This is a genomic window from Saccharopolyspora soli (assembly GCF_022678645.1).
GTDB classification, from domain to species: domain Bacteria; phylum Actinomycetota; class Actinomycetes; order Mycobacteriales; family Pseudonocardiaceae; genus Saccharopolyspora; species Saccharopolyspora soli.
This window is the reverse complement of record NZ_JALBWV010000037.1, coordinates 18,298-37,894: the sequence shown is the minus strand read 5'-3', so window position 1 is coordinate 37,894 and position 19,597 is coordinate 18,298. Positions and strand designations below refer to the sequence as shown.

Genomic DNA, 19,597 nt, shown 5'->3' with positions numbered 1-19,597 from the left:
GTCAGTTCGCGATGGCGCGCGGTTGGGCCAGGTCGTGGTGGGTGGCTCCGTAGGTGTCCTCGCCCAGGGTTCGTTCGGCGAGGCTCCAGCGCAGTTCGTCGCGGTTGCGCCGACTGGCCTGCCGGAGCAGGTGGTCCAGGCGCTGCTGCGCCTCGTCGAAGCTGGCGTGCAGCGAGATGTGCCTGCGTTGGCCATCGAAGAGCGGGACTCGGGTGCCTTCGCCGTCCACGACGAGCACCCACACCGCAGCCGCGGCCCGGTCGGCGTTCATCCGGGCACGGATTTCGGTGGTGCTGCCGGGTGCCGCACCCAGGTGCTCGACGACCTCGGTCACCGAGGCCGCCAGGCCGAGTCGGCAGAGTTGCCGCGCGACCTGGAAATCCGAAGCGCGCAGGTGTTCCGCCAGCGCTGGCAGGAACGTCCGCCGCCGCCAGCCGTCGATGAGTTCGCGTTCGTCGGTCGCGGTCCAGTAGCGCCGTTCCTCGGCGGCGTAGTTCTGCAGGACCACCGAACGCCAGTCGTAGTCGGGATCCTCGGCGAGCTTGGTGCGCAACCAGTTCTCCCGCGCCGACGCACCCCGTTCCGCAACGGCGCGAGCGGGCAGCAGGTACCTGATCCGGTCCTGCACCGCGCGGACGCTGCGTTGCAGGTCCGCGGCGATGTCCGCCAGATCGTCACCCTGCCGCAACGCATCGATGAGCTGGGCGTAGTCGTTGTCGAACCAGTACTCGTGCTCCCGACCGCCCGCTTGCGGTTGTTCGCTCATGCATTCGAAGCTAGCCACTGTGTGGCCCCGCGAGTAAGGCCCATCCGAGCGAGAACGCACCGCTGAGGTCGTGAGTGGTAATGGTCGTTATGGCGACCATTACCACTCACGACGTCACATCACCGTGCCGATGTGCCAGGGCACGAATTCCTCTTCGCCGTAGCCGAGGTCTTCGCTCTTGGTGTGCTCGCCGGAGGCGACGCGCAGGACGTGGTCGAAGATCTGCTCGCCGAGCGCTGCCACGCTGGTCTCGCCGTCGATCACACCACCGCAGTTGATGTCCATGTCCTCGCTCATGTGCTCGTAGAGCGGGGTGTTGGTGGCCAGCTTCAGGCTCGGCACCGGGGCGCAGCCGAACGCCGAGCCGCGGCCGGTGGTGAAGCAGACGACGTTCGCGCCACCGGCCACGATGCCGGTCACCGACACCGGGTCGTAGCCCGGCGTGTCCATGAACACGAAGCCGTTGCTGGTGACCGGCGCGGCGTAGTCGACGACGTCCCGCAGCGTGGTGGTGCCGCCCTTGGCGACCGCGCCCAGCGACTTCTCCAGGATCGTGGTCAGCCCGCCCGCCTTGTTGCCGGGGGAGGGGTTGTTGTTCATCGAACCGCCGTTGCGGGCCGTGTAGTCCTGCCACCAGGCGATCTTGTCCAGCAGCTTCTCGCCGACCGCGCGGCTGGCGGCCCGGCGCACCAGCATGTGCTCGGTGCCGTAGATCTCCGGGGTTTCGCCGACGATGCCGGTGCCGCCGTGCGCGACCAGTCGGTCCACCGCCGCGCCCAGCGCCGGGTTGGCGGTGATGCCGGAGTAGGAGTCCGAGCCGCCGCAGTTGGTGCCCAGGATCAGCTCGCTGGCCGGGACGGTGCTCCGCTCGACCGCATTGATCTCGGGCAGCAGTTCGGTGAGCCGTCCGACGCCTTCCCGGACCGTTTTGGTGGTGCCGCCGAGTTCCTGGATGGTCGCGGTGACCACCGGGAGTCCGCTGCGCAGTTCGACGTCCTCGGTCAGCTTGACGATCTGGTTGTCCTCGCAGCCGAGGCCGAGCACGAGGAAACCGGCGAAGTTGGGGTGGGTCAGGTAGCCGCGCATCACCCGGCGCAACACGTCGATGCCGTCGCCGTCGGGGGCCATGCCGCAGCCCGTGCCGTGGGTCAGCGCCACCACGCCGTCGACGTTGGGGAATTCGTCCAGGACGCCGGAGAAGCGCATCTGCTGGGCGATCAGCTTCGCCGCGGTCGCCGAGCAGTTGACGCTGGTGAGCACGCCCAGGTAGTTGCGGGTGCCGACCTTGCCGTCGGACCGGACGTAACCCCGGAAGCTCGCGCGTTCGCCCTCGGGCAGCAGCAGCTCGGGCTGGGCGTCGACGGCGAATTCGTAGGCCCGCTCGAACTCGCGGTATTCGAGGTTGTGCAGGTGGATGTGCTCGCCGCCGCTGATGTCCCGACCCGCGAAGCCGATCACCTGGCCATAGCGGCGCACCGCGCTACCAGCGGCGATGTCGTGGACCGCCACCTTGTGGCCGCGCGGCACGGCTGCGCGCAGCACCAGTGCGCCGCTGCCGACCCGTGCTTCGGTGCCTGCGCTCAGGTCGGTGCCAGCGATGGCGACGTCGTCCTCGTCGCGCAGGTGGATGAGGGTCGGGTTGTTCGGCATGCCTGCTCCGTGTCTGATATTTCGAACACTGGTTGATATACCGTATTTGCGGCGCGCATTCGATGTCAACGCCCTGGGGTTGTCCCGCCACCGGACCGGGTGGTGTCCACCTGGAGCCCGGCGGGTTCAGCACTGCGAATACGCGGGTCCGCACCATCGAACCGAGCCCGCTTCCGAACGCACCATTTTCGGCATCGGCAATTGCGAACCCAGCCGATGAAACCGAAAACAGCCACCGTCGAGCCGTAGGCGGCCGGTGTGCAAACCACAGGAAGCGAGACAACGATGAAGAAGACCGCGAAGGCCGTCGGCGTAGCCGCTGCGATCGCCGCTGGTGCGTTAGCACCGGCCACGGCCATGGCAGCCACCCCGGCCCCCACGGTGTTCAGCCAGACCGGCGGCCACGAGGACAACGGCGGGAACATCACGCAGAACGGCTCCGCGTCGGTGAACCAGAGTGCGAGCAGCAACGGCGGCGGCAACATCAACCAGAAGGGCACCGCGACCGTTGAACAGAACGCGCACAACGATGGTGGCGGCGATGTCACGCAGAACGGCTCCGCGTCGGTGAACCAGCACGCGAGCAGCAACGGCGGCGGCAACATCAACCAGGAAGGCACTGCGACCGTCGAGCAGAACGCGCACAACGATGGTGGTGGCGATGTCACGCAGAACGGCACCGCGACCGTTGAGCAGGACGCCCACAACGACGGTGGCGGCGACATCGATCAGAGGGGTACTGCGACGGTTGACCAGTATGCGGACAACGACGGTGGTGGCGATGTCACCCAGAACGGCACCGCGACGGTCGACCAGGATGCCGACAACTTCGGTGGCGGTGACATCGACCAGCGGGGCACTGCGGAGGTCCACCAGAACGCCCAGAACGACGGTCACGGCAACATCGATCAGAAGGGCACCGCGGAGGTCTTCCAGGACGCCACCAACGGCGGCCACGGCGACATCAAGCAGGACGGCACCGCAACCGTCAACCAGGATGCCGAGAACTTCGGTGATGGCGACATCAGGCAGGACGGCACCGCAACGGTCACCCAGAACGCTTGGGTCCCGGACTGGGTGGAGGGCTGCTGGTTCTGGCTCACAAACTGGTTCTGAGCCACTGGTGAACACAACTGAACAACCGATGAACCGGGGCCGGATCTGGAGCTGCCACTTCAGATCCGGCCCCGCTCCTCGGCCTCCCGGTGCGCCCCGATTCCACCGGACTCGTCCCGGAGCAGCTGGAATCCACCCTGCACGACCTCGCCCCGACCGAGTTCGCCGTGCTGCGCCGGTAATCCACTATGGATGTACATCATTGACTTCGAGCAATGTCGAGGTTTCAGGATGATGTGGCAAGCACGTCGTCCTGAGAGGGAGAGAACATGTCCGACGACACGATCCGACTAGGCGTCATCATCGGCAGCACGCGGGAGGGCCGCTTCGCCGCAACGGTGGGCGGGTGGTTCGCCGACGTCGCGCGGCAGCACCCGGAGCTGGTCATCGACGTCATCGACCTGGCCGAACTCGGCCTCCCCGCAGTGCATCCGGCCGACCAAACCCCGGAACTGCGCGCGTACGCCGACCGGTTGGCCGCCGCCGACGCGTTCGTGGTGGTTACCCCGGAGTACAACCACGGCTACCCGGCGTCGCTGAAGTTCGCGATCGACTCGGCGCACGTGCAGTGGCAGACCAAGCCGGTCGGATTCGTTTCCTACGGCGGTATTTCCGGCGGATTGCGGGCGGTGGAGCAGTTGCGCCAGGTCTTCGCCGAACTGCACGCGGTGACCGTGCGCGAAACGGTCAGCTTCCACTACGTCCACGGCCGCTTCGACGAGGCCGGAAATCCCAAGGACAGCGACGGTCCCGCGGCCGCCGCCAAGACGATGCTGGACCAGCTCGTGTGGTGGGCGCGAGCAGCGGCGGAGGCACGCAACCGACGTCCGTACCGGTGAGACTCGACCAGTCGGCCCCTTGTCGGGCGCTCCCGAGCGGGTGAAGCTACCCCGCAGCGGATGACTCCCGTCGTGGAGGGGCGATGTGGTGGTTACGCGTGCTCGGCACTCTGGTTTCCGTCGTGATCGTGGTGCTCGGTGGGTTGGGACTGCAACCCACCGAGACCCAGCCGGTGCCGATCGCCGCCCCACCCCCACCGCCTCCGCCCCCGCCACCCCCACCTCCGCCCCCGGTCGGACCGCCGGTGCTGGTGGTCAAAGTGGACAATTCGCCACCCGCTCGACCGCCGACCGGGCTGGGCTCGGCGGACATCGTCTTCGTCGAACCCGTCGAAGCCGGAATCAGCCGACTGGTAGCGGTTTTCGGGTCGCGACAGCCGCCAGTGGTCGGCCCGGTGCGCAGCGCTCGGCAGACGGATCTGCGCCTGCTGCCGCAGTTCGGCCATCCGACGCTGGCGTTCTCCGGCGCGGCGCCGGAACTCCTGCCGGAGATCGGCCGGGCGCCGGTGAACATCGCCTCGCAGGCCAGCGTTCCCGGCGCATTCTTCCGGGGAGCCGGTACAGCTCCGCACAACCTCTTCGTGCGGCCGCCGCGGTTGCCGCCCGGCGCAGGTTGGTCGCCGAGCTCTCCGCTGGTGTTCGGCCCCGCCCCGTCCGGCGGCGTGCCGGACGGCCACGAGGAGGTCGCCTACCGGGCCGCTCGCGTGGGTTTCACCTGGTCGCCTGCGGATCAGCGGTGGCTGGTGTCGATGGACGGCCGGGAGTACTCGGCGACGGACAGCGGTCGACTCGGCGCGAGCACGGTTGTGCTGCAAGAAGTTCCGGTGTCCGGTTCGCCGTTCCAGGACGTGGTCGGGAACGTGTCGCCGTTCGCCGAGACGGTGGGCGGCGGACGAGCCGTGGTGCTCCGCGACGGTTTGTCCTTCGAAGCCCGCTGGTCGCGGCCCACCCCCGAAGTCGGCACCAGCTACACGACACCGACCGGCGAGCCGATCCAGTTCGCCCCCGGCCAGGTCTGGGTCGTCCTGGTCCCGATCTGAGGATTGTTTCAAGAGTGGTTTGCGTAGCGGAACCTCAGCAGCCGCCTCGCTGTGGGATCCCCGATGTCAGCTCAGGGGCGGGGCGTGCCCGCCGCAGTCAAGGCGGGGGTCGGGGTCAGCGGGAGGCGGAGTCGGCACACCACCGCGTTCGTGCTTCGGGACAGCCGCCGAGCGATCACGGCGCCGCGGTGGTTCTTCAACACCCGCTCCCAGCGCCGACGCGGTTGCACTTCGCCGATCAACACGATCACCCGCTCGGCGTCGGCATCGCGGACGAAGCGGGCCAGCGGAGCGCCGAGCTCGCGCCGGTCGGCCTCCAGCACGACGATCGGCACCTCCGGCCGCCAATCCAGCCATGCCTGCTGCATCGCCCGTGCCTGGTCGAACTCGCCGGGGAAGGTCACGTGCACCGCGACCACCCGATGTCCCATCCCGAGCGCGGTGGACAACGACTCCGCGGCCAGCCGGGTGGGTGCCGCGACCGGCACCACGACGAGCGTGTCCAGCTCGTGCGGCTGCGGCGGCAGGCTCCCCACCCCGAGTTCGCGGCCCATCCGGTCGTACGCGGCGCGGACCCGGCTGAAGATCACCACCAGGACCGGTACCACCAGCATGATCAGCCACGCGCCCTCGATGAACTTGGTGGCGATGATGACGATCGCGGCAACAGCGGTGAACACCGCGCCAAGTCCGTTGACGGCGGCCCGCGACCGCCACCCGCGTCCCCGGTCGGCTGCCCAGTGCCGCACCATGCCGATCTGGCAGAGGAAGAATCCGATGAAGACGCCGACCGCGAACATCGGCACGAGCACGGCGACGTCACCACCGCTGAACAGCAGCAGACCACCGGCGAGGACGGCCAGCACGAGCACGCCGTAGCGGTGCACGAGCCGGTCGGCGCGCAGGCCGAACAGGTGCGGCAGGTAGCCGTCGGAGGCTAATCGCGCGGCCAGCACCGGAAGTCCACCGAAGGACGTGTTCGCCGCGAGGGCCAGCAGCAGCACGGTCGCCATCTGCACCACCACGTAGCCGAACCCGCTGCCCAGCGATCCCTCGGCGACCAGTGACAGCAGGGTGCGCCCGTCCACCGGCCGGGCGTCGAACTGCTGGATCAGCACCGCCAATCCGAGCAGCAGCAGGCCCAGCACCGCCCCGAGACCGGCCTCGGCCCGACGCGCGCGCCCAGCGCGCGGCTTGCGGAACGACGGGGTGGCGTTCGCGATCGCCTCCACACCGGTGAGCGCGGCGCAGCCGTTCGCGAAAGCGGCGATCACCAGCAGCACGCCGACCGCGCCAACGGTGGCGGGCTGGGTCGACGGCGGCAGCGGGTGCAGCGGCGCCCCGCGGACCAGGCCGACCAGCACCACGGCTGCCACCGATGCCACGAAGACCAGCGTCGGCAGGATGAAAAGCCGCGCGCTGGTCACCAGACCGCGCAGGTTCACCAGGGTGACCAACGCCAGCGCGCCGAGGCACAACTCCACGGTCCACGGCAGCAGTACCGGGAACGCGGAGGTCAGGGCAGCGACTCCGGCGGCGATCGAAACCGCCACGTTGAGCACGTAATCCACCACCAGCGATGCCGCGGCGATCAGTCCCGCCCTCGCTCCCAGGTTCCGGCGCGCCACGGTGTAGGCACCGCCGCCGTCCGGGTATGCGCGGATCACCTGGCGGTAGCAGGCCACCAGCACCACCAGCAGCAGCACGATCACCCCGGTGACCGGCAGCGTCCACGTCATCCCGACCGCACCCGCGGCCGCCAGCACCAGCACGATCGCCTCGGGTCCGTAGGACACCGACGCCAACGCATCCAGCCCGAGCCCGACCGTTCCGGTCAGTGCGGTGAGCCGATGCCGATCCTCGACCGATCCTGCAGTGTTCACGGTTCTTCCTGTCCCGACGGTGTTCAGGCCGCCTGGGCAGCGGCCGGATTGCCGAGCTCAGGCTAGGAATATTCCGCTGGCGGCGAGCTCAAGGAGCCGTCAAGACCCGGCGGCCGGACGTATGGAAATCGGCAGGAAGTTCCTTGCGGGGAGGGAAAAAGTGATCACGAGCACGGTCCGAACGCGTCGGTGGTGCTCGTGATCACTTCCGCGACGACCGGGTCAGCTGAGTTCGATCAGGGTCTGCACCGGCAGGTGGTCGGACGGGAACCAGCCGTCGCGGCGGTAGGTGTTGATCGCGGTCTGCAGGACCCGAACGCGGTCGTTGTGCAGGATCCAGTCGATCCGGTCGTTGCCCACCACCGGCTCCTGGTACCCGGCGAAGGTGCCCCACGCCGGGGTGAGCTGCTCGGCGGCGCTCGTCCAGCCGTCGGTCAAACCGCCGCCGGTCAGGATGCGGTAGGACTCCGACTTCTCGGCCGGGGTGTTGAAGTCGCCCGTCAGCACCACCGGCAGCGCGGCGTCGAACCCGGCGATTCGGTCGCGCACCAGCTGCGCGCTGCGCTGCCGGGAGTTCTCCGACTGGTGGTCGAAGTGCGTGTTGACGTGGGTGAATTCGCGACCGGTCCGCTGATCCCGGAAGCGCACCCAGGTGACCATCCGGACCACGGTGTTGCCCCACGACGCCGAACCGATCACGTTCGGCGTGTCGGAGAGCCAGAAGTGGTCGTAGTCCAGCGGTTCCAGGCGGCGGGTGTCGAAGTAGATCGACATGAACTCGCCGCGACCGCCGCCTTCGCGGCCCAGCCCGATCCAGTCGTAGTGCGGCGGGACGTCCGACAGGACCTCCTTGACCTGGCTGTACAACGCCTCCTGGACGCCCAGCAGGGTGGGCTGCTCGGTGCCCAGCAGTTCGGCGAGGACGGGCCGCCGAGTGCTCCAGGCATCGGGGCTGGGCGGGGCGGCCTTCGCGTCGTAGCGGATGTTGAAGCTCATCACGTGCAACTGCTCGCCCTTGGCAGGCCCGATCAGCGCTTCGCCGGTCGGTTTCGCCGCTGCCTGACCCGTTCCCAGCACACCGGCGACCGCCGCGACTCCGGCCATGCCGAGAACTCCCCGTCGGGTAAAACCAGACACAATGCCTCCTCGATTCGCTCGCCGAGATCGTCGCCCGCACCGGCCGGGTTCCGGTTGACCGGTGGGCGAACAATGCCGGAATTTCCCGCCCGAATGTGACCTGTTCGGTGTTCGCCGTCCGATGTCGGTGCGGCTGGTTAGGCTCGGTGCCCATGAGCGATCGTCGCCTGCTGCTGGTCCACGCCCACCCCGATGACGAATCCACCGCCACCGGCGCCACGATGGCCCGGTACTGCGCGGACGGCGCATCAGTGACGTTGGTTACCTGCACCAGCGGGGAACACGGCGAGGTCGTCGCCGATGACCTCGCGTACCTGCGCGGCAATCCCGGTGCGCTGGGCGAGTTCCGGCGTGGCGAGATCCGCGCGGCGTTGGCCGAGTTCGGCGATGTCCGGCACCACTGGCTTGGTGGTCCGGGCCGCTGGTGGGACAGCGGCATGGCCGGTACGGACACCAACGGCGCCGAGAACGCCTTCGCCGGGGCCGATCCCGCCGAGGTCACCAGGGCGATGGTCGAGATCCTGCGGGCGGAACGGCCCCAGGTGGTGATCACCTACGACGAGTTCGGCGGCTACGGCCACCCGGACCACATCGGCGCGCACCGCGCGGTGATGACCTCGATCGACCCCGCCGCCGATCCCGATTACGCCCCGGAGATCGGCGAACCGTGGCAGGTGCCGAAGGTGTACTGGACGGCCCTGCCGCGCTCGATCCTCAAGCAGATCGAGGCGGAGGGCGTCGAGGGCTTCGAGCCCTACACGGTGCCGGATGACGAACTGACCACGATGATCGACGGCCGCGCTTTCCACACCGCGAAGATCGCCGCACTGCGGCACTACCGCAGCCAGGTCAACATCGACGACGGCGGTTTCTTCGCTGGGATGGTGAGCCGACCGGAGTTCGCGATGGAGCACTATTTCCTGGTGCGCGGCGAGCGAGGTCCCGGAACGGGGCCGCACAACTGGGAATACGACCTCTTCGCGGGCCTGTCCTGACCCACCCGCCTGCTCCGATGGCCGCCGCCGGGTCAGCTGGCGGATCGGCGGGCTTCGTCCGGGATCGGATCGGGGTGCGGTGGCCACGGCCCGAGATCCGGCAGCGGACCGGCCGGGGATTGCTGCGGTGTCCGACCCGCCAACCAGGCCGCCAGATCGCGGGCCCGGCCGCTGATCTCGACGTGGCCGTCGGACTCGGCTCCGCCGCTCGACCACCGGCGCGGGCCGTCCGACTGCCGCAGGTCGACTCCCGCTGGCAGTCGGGACAGCAGGAAATCGACGACGTGGCAGGAGAATTCGGAGCTCCACTCGCGCGGTGAGACGCCCAGATCCAGGTCCACCAGGTGGATCCAGACCTCCCGCCAGCGCATGTGCACGATCCCGGCCAGGTCACCGTTGCGGAACCGCACCGGCCGATCCCAGTCGTCGGCCGTCGCCTGCGACCACACGGCTTCGAGCGCGGCGGAGTGCCGAGCGACCGCGGCCCGGTGCTGGTCGGCGCTGCTACCCGCGAGCCCTTCGATGATCGCGTCCCGCTCCTCGCTCCCGCCGTCGTAGGCGTCCACCAGTTCGCCGCGCAACGCGAGCGCCGAAACCCGCGCGAAAGCCCGCGCATTGTCGGTCAGGTGAGCCAGCACGTGCCCGCGACTCCAGCCCGGAAGCAGCGACGGTGCGGCGACCTGGTCATCGGTCAGCTCGGAGAGAACTTCAACAAGTCGCCGATGGCCCTGAACAACAGCATTCAACGGAGGCATCACGCGCGCTGATCCTAGGCGACGCCGGAATGCTGCCGAATGGCGTATCGAGAAACGGCCGTTCAATCCGACAATCGCAGTAGAAGCCTCATTTCGGGGTGTAGTCCCGGTAGGCCGCGACGAGTTGGGTTTCGGCGGCGTCGAAGTACTCGTCGAGGCGGTCCGCGGCGGCTTGCATCGCCCGCTGGCTGATCAGGTCCGCGATCTCGCGGTTCAGTTCCAGGTAGGGCTCGTGGAACTCCTGCGCGCGGGACATCACGTGGAATGCCAAGCGCAGCTCGGCGAGCAACTGCCGCATCGTCTCGTTGACCCGCGGGCTGGCGGCCAGCGCGGCGAGCGCCTCGTGGAAGCGCATGTTCGCGGTGCCCACGTCCAACCAGCGCTCGGCCTCGGCCGCGCGCTCGCCGTCGCTCACCGCGCGATCCACGGCTGCCACCAGCTCTGGTGCGGCCTCGGCGGCGCGGCGCACCGCACTGGTCTCCAGCAGCCGCCGCATCCGGTAGAGGTCGATCACGTCGTCGGCGCTGAGCACCCGGACGAACACGCCACGGTGGAATTCGTGCACCAGCAGCCGCTCGTGCACCAGCAGCCGGAACGCCTCGCGCAGGGTGTTGCGGGAGACCGCCAGCGCCCGGCCAGCGCTTTCCTCGGACAGCCGGGTGCCTGGTGCGAGCGCGCCGTCGATGATGCGTTGCCGCAGCACATCGGCGACCCGCTCGGCTGTGCTGGTGCGGTCCAACAGCGACCGATCGGCCGCGAGTAGGTCCACCCACGGGTCCGCGGTGGTCAATCCAGCTCCCAACGACGCCCTGGCAGTTGATCCGCAGTCTAACGAGAAAGTTCCGCACAGGGTATTGCAGAATTGTTCAACAATTCACTATCGTTCCCTGAACGGTGTTCACGTTGATCCCGACACGTTGATCGGAGTGTCATCGCTCCGGCGACCACGGCGTCCGAGCAGCTCGACCCGCTCGGGGGATACCAGCGCCCCCAAGGGGATGCTGATCGTGGTCACCTGGTTGCTGACCTCCCAATCGGGATTCGATTCGATCGGCGGCGTCGCCGCGCTGCGGAAGTGAGGTGGGCATGGACCTCAACTCGGACCTCGCGGAAGGCTTCGGGCGCTGGGAGCTAAGCGACGACGAGGCGCTGCTGGGCGTCGTCACCAGCGCGAACGTCGCCTGCGGCTACCACGCGGGCGATGCCACGGTGATCCGGCAGGCCGTGCAGCAGGCCGCCAAGCTGGGTGTCGCGGTCGGGGCCCAGGTCAGCTACCGGGATCTGGCGGGTTTCGGCCGCCGGTTCATCGACGTGCCGCCGACCGAGTTGACCAACGACGTGATCTACCAGATCGGCGCTCTGGCCGGATTCGCCCGCATCGCCGGGACCGAGGTCGGTTACGTCAAGCCGCACGGCGCGCTCTACAACGCGATCGTGCACCACAGCGACCAGGCCGCCGCCGTGGTCGACGCGGTGCGCAGCTACGACTCCTCGCTGGCCGTGCTGGGCCTGCCCGGTTCGCAGTGGCTGGCCCAGGCGGAGCGGGCCGGACTGCGGGTGTTCCGCGAAGCCTTCGCCGACCGCGCCTACACCCCCGAAGGCACTCTGGTGTCGCGGCGCGAACCCGGTGCGGTGCTGCACGATCCCGAGACCATCGCGGACCGCTGCCTGAAGCTCGCCGCTGGGGAGCCGATCAGGGCCATCGACGGCACCGCGATCAAGATCAGCGCCGATTCGATCTGCGTGCACGGCGACAGTCCGGGCGCGGTGGTCATCGCCGAGGCCGTGCGGGACCGGCTGGTGGCCGCCGGAGTCGAGCTGGCGCCGTTCACTTCGCGAGGTCTGTGATGCGTTTCCTGCCATGCGCCGATTCGGGGCTGCTGATCGAGCTGGCCGATCTCGAAGCCGTGCAGGCGCTTTACGCCGTGCTCGCGGAAAACCCACCCGACGGCGTCACGGACCTGGTCCCGGCTGCGCGGACGCTGCTGCTGCACCTGGATCCGCAGCGCGCCAACATCGCCGAGATCGAGGCTGCGGTGCGGGCGGTCAAGCCGGTCGATGCTGCGCGCAGCGGTGGTGATCTGCTGCGCGTGCCGGTGGTCTACGACGGCGCGGATCTCGCGGAGGTCGCGAAGCTGACCGGGCTGACCGAACGGGAAGTGGTGCACCGGCACACGAGTGCGGAGTGGACGGTCGCTTTCGGCGGATTCGCACCAGGTTTCGGCTACCTCTCCGGTGGACCACCGGAACTGGTGGTGCCGCGCCGGACCGAATCGCGGACCAAGGTGCCGCCGGGTTCGGTGGGTCTCGCCGGTGCGTTCAGCGGCATCTACCCGCGCGAGTCGCCCGGCGGCTGGCAGTTGATCGGGCGCACCGACTTGGAGATCTGGCGCGTCGACCGGGAACCACCGGCACTGCTGCGCCCCGGCGTGCGGGTGCGCTTCCAGGAGGTCGGATGAGTTTGGAAGTCCTCGCCACGGGTCCGCTGTCGACCATCCAGGACCTGGGGCGACCGGGCTTGGCCGACATCGGCGTGGGGCCTTCGGGCGCGGCCGACAGCGGCGCGTTCCGGCTGGCCAACCGGCTGCTCGGCAACGCCGAGGGTGCGGCGGCCGTCGAGGTCACGTTGGGCGGGCTCGCGGTCCGCGCGACCCGCGATCTGACCGCCGCGGTGACTGGTGCGCCCTGCCCGATCACTGTGGACGGTCGGATCGCGGCGGCGAACTCGGTGTTGCGGATTCCGGCGGGTGCCGAGCTGCGCATGGGTGTGCCCGGCCGGGGACTGCGCAGTTATCTCGCAGTGCGCGGCGGCATCGCCGTGCCGCCGGTGCTCGGCTCCTGCGCCACGGATGTGCTCGCGGGGCTGGGACCCGATCCGCTGGTTCCCGGCGCGGTGCTGCCGGTCGGCCCGGCTCCCGAGCGGTTCCCGCTGGTCGATCTCGCCCCGGTCGCGACGTATCCGGCCGATGAGGTGGTGTTGCACGTCGAACCGGGGCCGCGCCACGATTGGTTCGCCGACGGCGCCCTGACCACCCTGGTCAGCCGACCGTACGAGGTGACCGCGGACAGCAATCGGATCGGCATGCGGCTGGACGGGCCAGCGCTGGAGCGCCGCCGCACCGAGGAACTGCCCAGCGAGGGCATGGTGGCCGGTGCGTTGCAGGTGCCACCATCGGCGCGACCGACGCTGTTCCTCGCCGACCACCCGGTGACCGGCGGATATCCGGTGATCGCGGTGGTCACCGCGGCGGACGTGGACAAGGCCGCGCAGGCCCGCCCCGGCCAGCGGGTCCGGTTTCGGTTCAGAGCAGGGAGGAATGTTCGATGACGCAGCCGCAGGCGATGTCCCCGGCACAGGCCCGTGCCGCGTTCCGCGCCGGTTTGCGCGTGCCCACCTCGGGATACAGCGCTGGCTGGACGCAGGCGAACCTGATCGCGCTGCCCCGCGAACACGCTTACGACCTCCTGCTCTTCGCGCAGCGCAATCCGCGCTCGTGCCCGGTGCTCGACGTGACCGAGCCGGGGGAGACCAGCGCCTCGATCTTCGCCGGTGATCTGCGCACCGATCTGCCCGCCTACACCGTCTACCGGCACGGTGTGCTGGTCGAGGAACGCACCGAGGTCACCGATCTGTGGCGCGATGATCTGGTGTCGTTCCTGATCGGCTGCAGCTTCACCTTCGAAGCCGCGCTGTTGGAGGCCGGAGTCCCGGTGCGCCACGTCGAAGCGGGCAGCAACGTCCCGATGTACCGGACGAATCGGGAATGCCGTCCAGCGGGCCGGTTGTCCGGGCCGCTGGTGGTGTCGATGCGGCCGATCCCGGCGGAACTGGTCGCTGCCGCGGTGCGCGTCACCTCCCGGTATCCAGCGGTGCACGGCGCCCCGGTGCACATCGGAACGCCGGACGCATTGGGAATTGCGGACATCGACGAGCCAGACTTCGGCGAAGCGGTCGAGATCCGACCTGGTGAGATCCCAGTCTTCTGGGCCTGCGGGGTAACCCCGCAAGCGGCGGTGATGCAGTCCAAACCGCCGTTCGCGATCGGCCACGCACCGGGCCACATGGCGATCACCGATGCTCGGGACAGCCGGTTCCTGGTCCCCTGACGCGAGCCCGTTCGTCGCAGAGCACTGTCGCCAGGGCCGTTTCGCCGCGCTCAGCGGAATTGCGCCCGAAAAAACCACGAAGTTCCTGCGTTCTGCGGTGTGCTGCCTCCTTTTCGGACTGTTGACTCCTGTTTCGGAGTTCACAGACGAAACTAGGAGGTGCGTGTGGGGGCGCTTTCCGGCAGGTTGGGTCGAGCATTGGCCATTGCGGCAAGCGCGCTGGTCACGGGTACGGCAGTGGTGGCGGGTACCCCGGCGGTGGCACAACCGTCCGGCGCCGCACCGGTTTCCTGGGGCGAGTGCGACGAAGAGGCGCTCAGCGGAGTGCCTGTCACGCAGCGGTACCTGTACAGCTGCGCGAGTTATCCGGTACCGATCGATCACGACGATCCGAGCAAGGGCACCATCGATCTGGCGATGATGCGCCGGGCGGCGGCAAACCCGGACGCGAAGATCGGCTCGTTGTTCCTGAATCCGGGCGGACCCGGTGGCGCCGGGTTCAGCATGCCGGTGTCCGCGGTGGACCGGTTCGAGCCGGAGGTGCTCAACCGCTTCGACATCGTCGGCTTCGACCCGCGCGGGGTGGACCGCAGCACCCGGTTGCGCTGCTTCGAGTCCGCCGAGCAGGCCAATGCGGTGCTGGGCCGGATCACGTCGGTGCCGGTCACCGACGAGCAGATCGGCACCACGATGGCCGCATACCAGGACTACGGCGAGTCCTGCGACCAGCACGCTGGCGAGTTGTTGCAGCACATGTCCACCAAGGACGTCGCGCGGGACCTCGACCTGATGCGGCAGGGCGTGGGCGACGAGCAGCTCACCTACGTCGGCTTCTCCTACGGCACGCTGCTGGGCGCGACCTACGTGAACGTGTTCCCGGAGCACAGCCGCGCGATCGTCCTGGACGGCAACGTGGATCCGGCGCTGCGACTCGCCGACGGCGTCCAGTACGACCGGGAGCGGGCCGGGGGCTTCGAACTGGCCTTGGCCGCCTTCCTGCAGCGCTGCGCCGAAACGGCGGACAAGTGCGCGTTCAGCGAAGGCGATCCGCGGGCGAAGTTCGACGAGATCCGCGACCGGCTGCGGGAAGGGCCGATCACCATGCCGGACGGCACGGAGATCACGCTCTCCCAGTTCACCGACAGCGTCGGCGGCATCCTCTACAACCCGGAGGATTTCCGGCAGCTCGCCACGGATCTGCAGTCGCTGTACCAGCAACTGCACCCCGAGCAGGGATTCGCCCCGCAGTTGCTGCGAGTGCTGCACAACCCGACCTCGATCGGTCGCTTCGACGGCCTGTCCGACGCCGCCGAGGAGACCTACGTGGACGACACGTACTTCGGGGTGAACTGCACGGACAAGCCGATCCCCAAGGAGCCAGAGCAGGTGCCGGGCATCGCCGCGCAGTGGGAGGCCGAGTCGCCGACCTTCGGTCGTTCGCAGGCGTTCAGCGATGTGGCCGGGTGCTCGACCTGGCCACCGGTCAGCGCGAACGTGCACCGCGGCCCGTGGCAGCACCAAGCCGCGAACCCGGTGCTGCTGTTCGGCAACTTCTACGACCCGGCCACCCAGTACGAGTTCTCGCGGCGGATGGAACAGCAGCTGGGCAACGCCCGGCTGGTGAGCGTCGACTCGTTCGGGCACTGCATCCTGGGTGACAGCTCGTGCGCGGACAAGATGACGGCCGACTACCTGGTCAACCTGAAAGTCCCAGAACCAGGCCAGGTCTGCCAACCGGACAAACAACCCTTCGACTGAGAACCCATCCCCGGACTCCTTCGATGAGGACGAGGTGAGGGGCACCCTTTACCAAGTTACTTGGTGAAGGGTGCCCCTCACCCTTCACTCCCCACCCGAACGGAGAACGCACCGCTGCGCGAAGTGGTTTCGAGGACAGGAACCGCGCTCCCTGGGATGGCAGGTGGTTTCACCTGGGAAGGCTCGGGCTCGCTGGAGATGAACAGACCCCCGCCCGCGGAGAAGGGCGGGGGTCTCGTTCTGCTGGCGGTCGATGCACCGGTCGCCTCTCGGCGATAGGCGCGACGCGGCTCCAGCCGGACGGTATTCCGCGAAGGCGGTAGTTGCAGCCCGGGGGACACGGGCGCATCGACCAACCCGTCCAACGGTCCGGCCGGGCGCGGTGTTCCGGGCTGAGGTGTGAGCCGTCCCTCACTCGATCGAGAAATCGTCCCGACACAGGTGCAGAACCGGTACTTGACTACCGGGGAATCGTCGTCGCTGGCCTTAACTTCGAGGCATGGATTTTCGCAACGAAGTACGAGTCGGACAGCACACCTACGGAATCAACGCCAGGGGCGAACCGGCCAGCGACGACCAGCCCGCCTCCGTGGCGGTGGAGTTCACCGGCGCGGACGCCGACGGTCGCATCGTGGCCGAGGGCAATCTGCTGATCGCCATCGACGGGCTCAGCGACGCCAGCGCGTTCCTCACCCGGACCCTGGACGGGTTGGCCGCGCTGCACGCGCCGTGGACCGCCGGTCGCGGGCGGAGTCGACCACGGCCGCCCAACGCCGGTCGGCCGTGGAGCGAGGCCGACGGCGAGCGGCTTCGCGAGCGGTGGCTGAGCACGGTCGGCGAGTCCGGGAGCCGACTGATCGAGGAGCTGGGCGAGGAGTTCGGCCGCACCCGCGGCGCGGTTCGCGCGCAGCTGCCCAGGATGGGCTGCGACCCTGACCTGCCCGGCCGGACGCTCGCCGAGTCCTGACGTCGGCGCACCTCGCGGCCGGTTGTTCCGGGCGCCGGGCATCGCCCTTCGTGCGCCGAAAATAATTCGGTCGGGGGCGGCGAATTAGTGGTTTGCGGGCTGCCGAAAAGTTCGTTTAGCAATCGGGAAAAGGTATTTCAACCGCGGCTGCCCGGGTGGCATTTTGATTTTGTCGAGAAAGGAGGTAGGGTTCGTGGCGCAAGAAGGGGAGTAGTCCGCAATATCGCGGTCGACATGCTGGTGCGGCGCAATGCGCACCCGGTCGCGGAGCCTTGGGATTCGAGGTGGGCGAGACCTTCGGCAACCGGCATTCATTGCCGGGCCGAAGTTGCTGCGCGCCTTCGGTTCGGGCCCGATCGGAAAGGCGGACAATCGTCGTGCTGGGCAGTCTCGCATTGAGCTCGGCGGCCATCTTCGTGGCCGAACTCGGGGACAAATCGCAATTGATGGCGATGACCTTCGCGACACGCTACCGCGCGTGGCAGGTGCTGTTCGGGATCACCGTGGCCACCACCCTGGTGCACGCGGTATCGGTGGCGCTGGGCTTCGGACTGGGTGAACTCCTGCCCACCGAGTGGATCGCCCTGCTCGCCGGGGTGGCATTCCTGGGATTCGCCGCTTGGACGCTGCGCGGTGACCACCTGACCGAGGACGAGAAGAGCAAAGCGTCCCGGCGGGCCGGTTCCGCGGTGTTGGTGGTGACTGTCGCGTTCTTCCTGGCCGAGTTGGGCGACAAGACGATGCTGGCGACGGTCACGCTGGCCACCCACCACGACTGGCTCGGCACCTGGATCGGCTCGACGTTGGGAATGGTGCTGGCCGACGCGCTCGCGATCGGTGTCGGCATGCTGCTCGGGAAGCACTTGCCGGAGCGGGCGATCCGCTACGGGGCAACGGCGCTGTTCGTGGTGTTCGGGGCCTGGTTGATCGCTGATTCGCTGTTCGCCCTGTTGTGAGCGCGAAAGCGGGCGCCAACCCGCGTTAGCGCTCACGACCCTGCTCAGGTCCGGTTCAGCATTTCTCGAAGGTGGTTGATGCGGAGCGGTACGTCGCACCGGTGGAGCTGGCCGTTTCGGTGAAGACGGTGACGGCATTGCCGCTGTTGCACGGGGCCTTCGTCACCAGGTTGATCTCGGTGCCGCTCTGCGCCAGCTCGCCGAGCACCCTCGGTGCGCTGTCCTTCTGCTCCACGACGATCCGCACGTTGACCGTCGCGCTGTTCAGGCAACCGCTGCGGCCGCCATTGGCGACCAGCGTGTTGCCTTCGCGAGTGGGTTGATAGGCGAACAGCGCGCACATCGGTGCTTGCTCGGGGACGGCGCTCGCGGGTGCGGCTGGCGCGATCGCGAGTGCGGTAAGGGTTAGCGCGGCGCTGAACAGGACGGGCGAGTGTCGCATTCGGGGGCCTTCTTCCGTCTACCGAATTGCTGACAGATGCACTCGAAAGTCGATCACCAGGTGCGTTGACTGTCAATTTTTGGATGGCCGAAACAACATTTTTCACCCGAGTGAGTTTCGCCATTCGTAGCGGCGAGCTAGGCGTCAGAATCCTCGGCGAAGTTGCTTGAGCAACGATTCTCTTCGGTTGCGTTCGAGTCCTTTTCCGCATGCGATTCCGCGACGGTTTGCGGTGGTTTCGGGCAGTGCTCCGGGTGTTGCCCGGACTTTCGGCCTGACCTGCTAAGATGCAATATTTGCAAGCTGAGTGCTCATGCTGCAATCCGATCGAGGGGTTTGGATGTCGAAGACGGTTGCCAAGGCGGTGCACGTGCTCGAAACCCTCGCCGGGGCGCCCAAGACGATCGCGGAGCTGGCCCGCGAACTCGGCGTGCACAGTTCAACCGCGCTGCGGATGCTGCAACCGCTGGCCGACGGCGGTTTGATCGCCCGCGGTCAGGACGGCCGGTACCGGCTCGGGCTGCGGCTGGTCGAACTCGGTCAGCAGGTGCTGGACGAGATGGATCTGCGGGCGGTCGCGCGACCGCACCTGATCTCGCTGGCGGACGCCACGAACTCGACGGTCCACCTGGCGCAGCTGGTGGACGACCAGATCGTCTACGTCGACAAGATCGAGGGCACGGCCTCGATCCGCACCTGGTCGCGGATCGGTCGAGCGGTGCCGCTGCACACCGCCGCCGCCAGCAAGGTGATTTTGGCCGGGTTACCCGCCGAACACCGCGATCGCCTGCTGGCCAAGCACACCTTCACCCGATACACCGAGCGCACCATCACCGACGAAGCCGACTTCCGCGAACACTTGGCGGCGGTCGCGCGGCTGGGGTACGCCACCGACCAGGCCGAGTTCGAGCCACTGGTGCACTGCCTCGGCGTCGGAATCCCGGACGCCACCGGGCAACTCGCGGCGGCCGTCTCGCTGACCACGGTGCGAGCGGTGGCGGACCCGGCTGCGCTGCGCCAACTGCTCGGCCGGGTCCAGGACACGGCCACCTCGATCGCCGTCGCGCTCGGTCGCCCACCGCGCTGAAGTGCCGGAGTCGGCACCGCGGATCATCTCGTCCGCGGACCCACCTGGTGCCGCCGCCCGACAGAACCCCGTTGCAGACGAGCGTCCCGTTCGACCGTT

At 68.4% G+C, this 19,597-nt stretch carries 20 protein-coding genes; 12 read left to right on the top strand and 8 right to left on the bottom strand.

Annotated features, from left to right (window positions below; genetic code table 11):
* Position 1: 1 nt before the first annotated feature.
* The gene (locus tag MOQ72_RS25705; protein WP_242188230.1) at positions 2–766 is read right to left on the bottom strand and encodes a hypothetical protein; all 765 of its coding nucleotides are present in this window, start codon (positions 764–766) and stop codon (positions 2–4) included.
* A gap of 114 nt (positions 767–880) precedes the next feature.
* Positions 881–2,416: a UxaA family hydrolase gene (locus tag MOQ72_RS25700; protein ID WP_242188229.1), complete on the bottom strand. Its 1,536-nt coding sequence runs from the start codon at positions 2,414–2,416 to the stop codon at positions 881–883.
* A 285-nt stretch (positions 2,417–2,701) separates the two neighbouring features.
* Between MOQ72_RS25700 and MOQ72_RS25695 the strand changes: the two genes are divergently transcribed.
* On the top strand, positions 2,702–3,532 hold the full coding sequence (locus MOQ72_RS25695) for a hypothetical protein (protein ID WP_242188228.1): 831 nt from the start codon (positions 2,702–2,704) through the stop codon (positions 3,530–3,532).
* Between the two features lie 59 nt (positions 3,533–3,591).
* On the opposite strand, the gene MOQ72_RS25690 is transcribed toward MOQ72_RS25695, so the two are convergent.
* On the bottom strand, positions 3,592–3,732 hold the full coding sequence (locus MOQ72_RS25690) for a hypothetical protein (RefSeq protein WP_242188227.1): 141 nt from the start codon (positions 3,730–3,732) through the stop codon (positions 3,592–3,594).
* A 69-nt stretch (positions 3,733–3,801) separates the two neighbouring features.
* Between MOQ72_RS25690 and MOQ72_RS25685 the strand changes: the two genes are divergently transcribed.
* Entirely contained in the window at positions 3,802–4,371 is a 570-nt protein-coding gene (locus MOQ72_RS25685) for an NADPH-dependent FMN reductase (RefSeq protein WP_242188226.1), read from the top strand.
* 83 nt (positions 4,372–4,454) lie between these two features.
* Positions 4,455–5,411 carry a DUF3048 domain-containing protein gene (locus MOQ72_RS25680; protein WP_242188225.1) on the top strand — a complete coding sequence of 319 codons (957 nt, stop codon included), beginning with the start codon at positions 4,455–4,457 and terminating at the stop codon, positions 5,409–5,411.
* A 71-nt stretch (positions 5,412–5,482) separates the two neighbouring features.
* Here the strand turns inward: MOQ72_RS25680 and MOQ72_RS25675 are convergent, their stop codons facing one another.
* Together MOQ72_RS25675 and MOQ72_RS25670 are read right to left on the bottom strand one after the other, a co-directional pair.
* A complete protein-coding gene (locus MOQ72_RS25675; protein WP_242188224.1) occupies positions 5,483–7,294 on the bottom strand; it encodes an APC family permease in 1,812 nt (603 codons plus the stop codon).
* A gap of 222 nt (positions 7,295–7,516) precedes the next feature.
* Positions 7,517–8,398, bottom strand: a complete 882-nt coding sequence (locus MOQ72_RS25670) for an endonuclease/exonuclease/phosphatase family protein (protein WP_242188223.1) — start codon at positions 8,396–8,398, stop codon at positions 7,517–7,519.
* A gap of 203 nt (positions 8,399–8,601) precedes the next feature.
* Between MOQ72_RS25670 and mshB the strand changes: the two genes are divergently transcribed.
* A complete protein-coding gene (gene mshB / locus MOQ72_RS25665; RefSeq protein WP_242188279.1) occupies positions 8,602–9,426 on the top strand; it encodes an N-acetyl-1-D-myo-inositol-2-amino-2-deoxy-alpha-D-glucopyranoside deacetylase in 825 nt (274 codons plus the stop codon).
* Positions 9,427–9,458: 32 nt separating this feature from the next.
* Here mshB and MOQ72_RS25660 read toward each other — a convergent pair whose 3' ends face one another.
* Both MOQ72_RS25660 and MOQ72_RS25655 read right to left on the bottom strand, forming a co-directional pair.
* Entirely contained in the window at positions 9,459–10,172 is a 714-nt protein-coding gene (locus MOQ72_RS25660) for a maleylpyruvate isomerase family mycothiol-dependent enzyme (RefSeq protein ID WP_242188222.1), read from the bottom strand.
* Positions 10,173–10,269: 97 nt separating this feature from the next.
* A complete protein-coding gene (locus MOQ72_RS25655; RefSeq protein WP_242188221.1) occupies positions 10,270–10,971 on the bottom strand; it encodes a GntR family transcriptional regulator in 702 nt (233 codons plus the stop codon).
* Positions 10,972–11,267: 296 nt separating this feature from the next.
* Here MOQ72_RS25655 and MOQ72_RS25650 point away from each other — a divergent pair, with 296 nt between their 5' ends.
* From MOQ72_RS25650 to MOQ72_RS25620, 7 genes are all read left to right on the top strand, one after another.
* Entirely contained in the window at positions 11,268–12,029 is a 762-nt protein-coding gene (locus MOQ72_RS25650; RefSeq protein ID WP_242188220.1) for a LamB/YcsF family protein, read from the top strand.
* Positions 12,029–12,640, top strand: a complete 612-nt coding sequence (locus MOQ72_RS25645; protein WP_242188219.1) for a 5-oxoprolinase subunit B family protein — start codon at positions 12,029–12,031, stop codon at positions 12,638–12,640. The genes MOQ72_RS25650 and MOQ72_RS25645 overlap by 1 nt, the downstream gene beginning before the upstream one ends.
* On the top strand, positions 12,637–13,509 hold the full coding sequence (locus MOQ72_RS25640) for a 5-oxoprolinase subunit C family protein (RefSeq protein WP_242188218.1): 873 nt from the start codon (positions 12,637–12,639) through the stop codon (positions 13,507–13,509). The genes MOQ72_RS25645 and MOQ72_RS25640 overlap by 4 nt, the downstream gene beginning before the upstream one ends.
* Positions 13,506–14,288 (top strand): putative hydro-lyase, encoded by a 783-nt coding sequence (locus MOQ72_RS25635; RefSeq protein ID WP_277954696.1) that lies wholly within the window; start codon positions 13,506–13,508, stop codon positions 14,286–14,288. Before MOQ72_RS25640 ends, MOQ72_RS25635 begins: the two co-directional genes overlap by 4 nt.
* A 198-nt stretch (positions 14,289–14,486) precedes the next feature.
* Positions 14,487–16,046, top strand: coding sequence for an alpha/beta hydrolase (locus tag MOQ72_RS25630; RefSeq protein ID WP_242188217.1), 1,560 nt, complete (start codon positions 14,487–14,489; stop codon positions 16,044–16,046).
* Positions 16,047–16,545: 499 nt separating this feature from the next.
* Positions 16,546–17,013, top strand: coding sequence for a hypothetical protein (locus MOQ72_RS25625; RefSeq protein WP_242188216.1), 468 nt, complete (start codon positions 16,546–16,548; stop codon positions 17,011–17,013).
* Positions 17,014–17,390: 377 nt separating this feature from the next.
* Positions 17,391–17,969: a TMEM165/GDT1 family protein gene (locus MOQ72_RS25620; RefSeq protein ID WP_242188215.1), complete on the top strand. Its 579-nt coding sequence runs from the start codon at positions 17,391–17,393 to the stop codon at positions 17,967–17,969.
* 55 nt (positions 17,970–18,024) lie between these two features.
* Here MOQ72_RS25620 and MOQ72_RS25615 read toward each other — a convergent pair whose 3' ends face one another.
* A complete protein-coding gene (locus tag MOQ72_RS25615) occupies positions 18,025–18,312 on the bottom strand; it encodes a hypothetical protein (protein ID WP_242188214.1) in 288 nt (95 codons plus the stop codon).
* 439 nt (positions 18,313–18,751) lie between these two features.
* Between MOQ72_RS25615 and MOQ72_RS25610 the strand changes: the two genes are divergently transcribed.
* Entirely contained in the window at positions 18,752–19,498 is a 747-nt protein-coding gene (locus MOQ72_RS25610; RefSeq protein ID WP_242188213.1) for an IclR family transcriptional regulator, read from the top strand.
* Positions 19,499–19,597 lie beyond the last annotated feature (99 nt).

Bases quoted from the DNA above. Each gene is read 5' to 3' on its own strand.
- MOQ72_RS25700 (WP_242188229.1), bottom strand. From the start codon at position 2,416: ATGCCGAACAACCCGACCCTCATCCACCTGCGCGACGAGGACGACGTC.
- MOQ72_RS25625 (WP_242188216.1), top strand. From the start codon at position 16,546: ATGGATTTTCGCAACGAAGTACGAGTCGGACAGCACACCTACGGAATC.
- MOQ72_RS25680 (WP_242188225.1), top strand. From the start codon at position 4,455: ATGTGGTGGTTACGCGTGCTCGGCACTCTGGTTTCCGTCGTGATCGTG.
- MOQ72_RS25610 (WP_242188213.1), top strand. From the start codon at position 18,752: ATGTCGAAGACGGTTGCCAAGGCGGTGCACGTGCTCGAAACCCTCGCC.
- MOQ72_RS25650 (WP_242188220.1), top strand. From the start codon at position 11,268: ATGGACCTCAACTCGGACCTCGCGGAAGGCTTCGGGCGCTGGGAGCTA.
- MOQ72_RS25615 (WP_242188214.1), bottom strand. From the start codon at position 18,312: ATGTGCGCGCTGTTCGCCTATCAACCCACTCGCGAAGGCAACACGCTG.
- MOQ72_RS25640 (WP_242188218.1), top strand. From the start codon at position 12,637: ATGAGTTTGGAAGTCCTCGCCACGGGTCCGCTGTCGACCATCCAGGAC.
- MOQ72_RS25635 (WP_277954696.1), top strand. From the start codon at position 13,506: ATGACGCAGCCGCAGGCGATGTCCCCGGCACAGGCCCGTGCCGCGTTC.
- MOQ72_RS25695 (WP_242188228.1), top strand. From the start codon at position 2,702: ATGAAGAAGACCGCGAAGGCCGTCGGCGTAGCCGCTGCGATCGCCGCT.
- MOQ72_RS25685 (WP_242188226.1), top strand. From the start codon at position 3,802: ATGTCCGACGACACGATCCGACTAGGCGTCATCATCGGCAGCACGCGG.
- MOQ72_RS25645 (WP_242188219.1), top strand. From the start codon at position 12,029: ATGCGTTTCCTGCCATGCGCCGATTCGGGGCTGCTGATCGAGCTGGCC.
- MOQ72_RS25690 (WP_242188227.1), bottom strand. From the start codon at position 3,732: ATGTACATCCATAGTGGATTACCGGCGCAGCACGGCGAACTCGGTCGG.
- MOQ72_RS25705 (WP_242188230.1), bottom strand. From the start codon at position 766: ATGAGCGAACAACCGCAAGCGGGCGGTCGGGAGCACGAGTACTGGTTC.
- MOQ72_RS25670 (WP_242188223.1), bottom strand. From the start codon at position 8,398: ATGGCCGGAGTCGCGGCGGTCGCCGGTGTGCTGGGAACGGGTCAGGCA.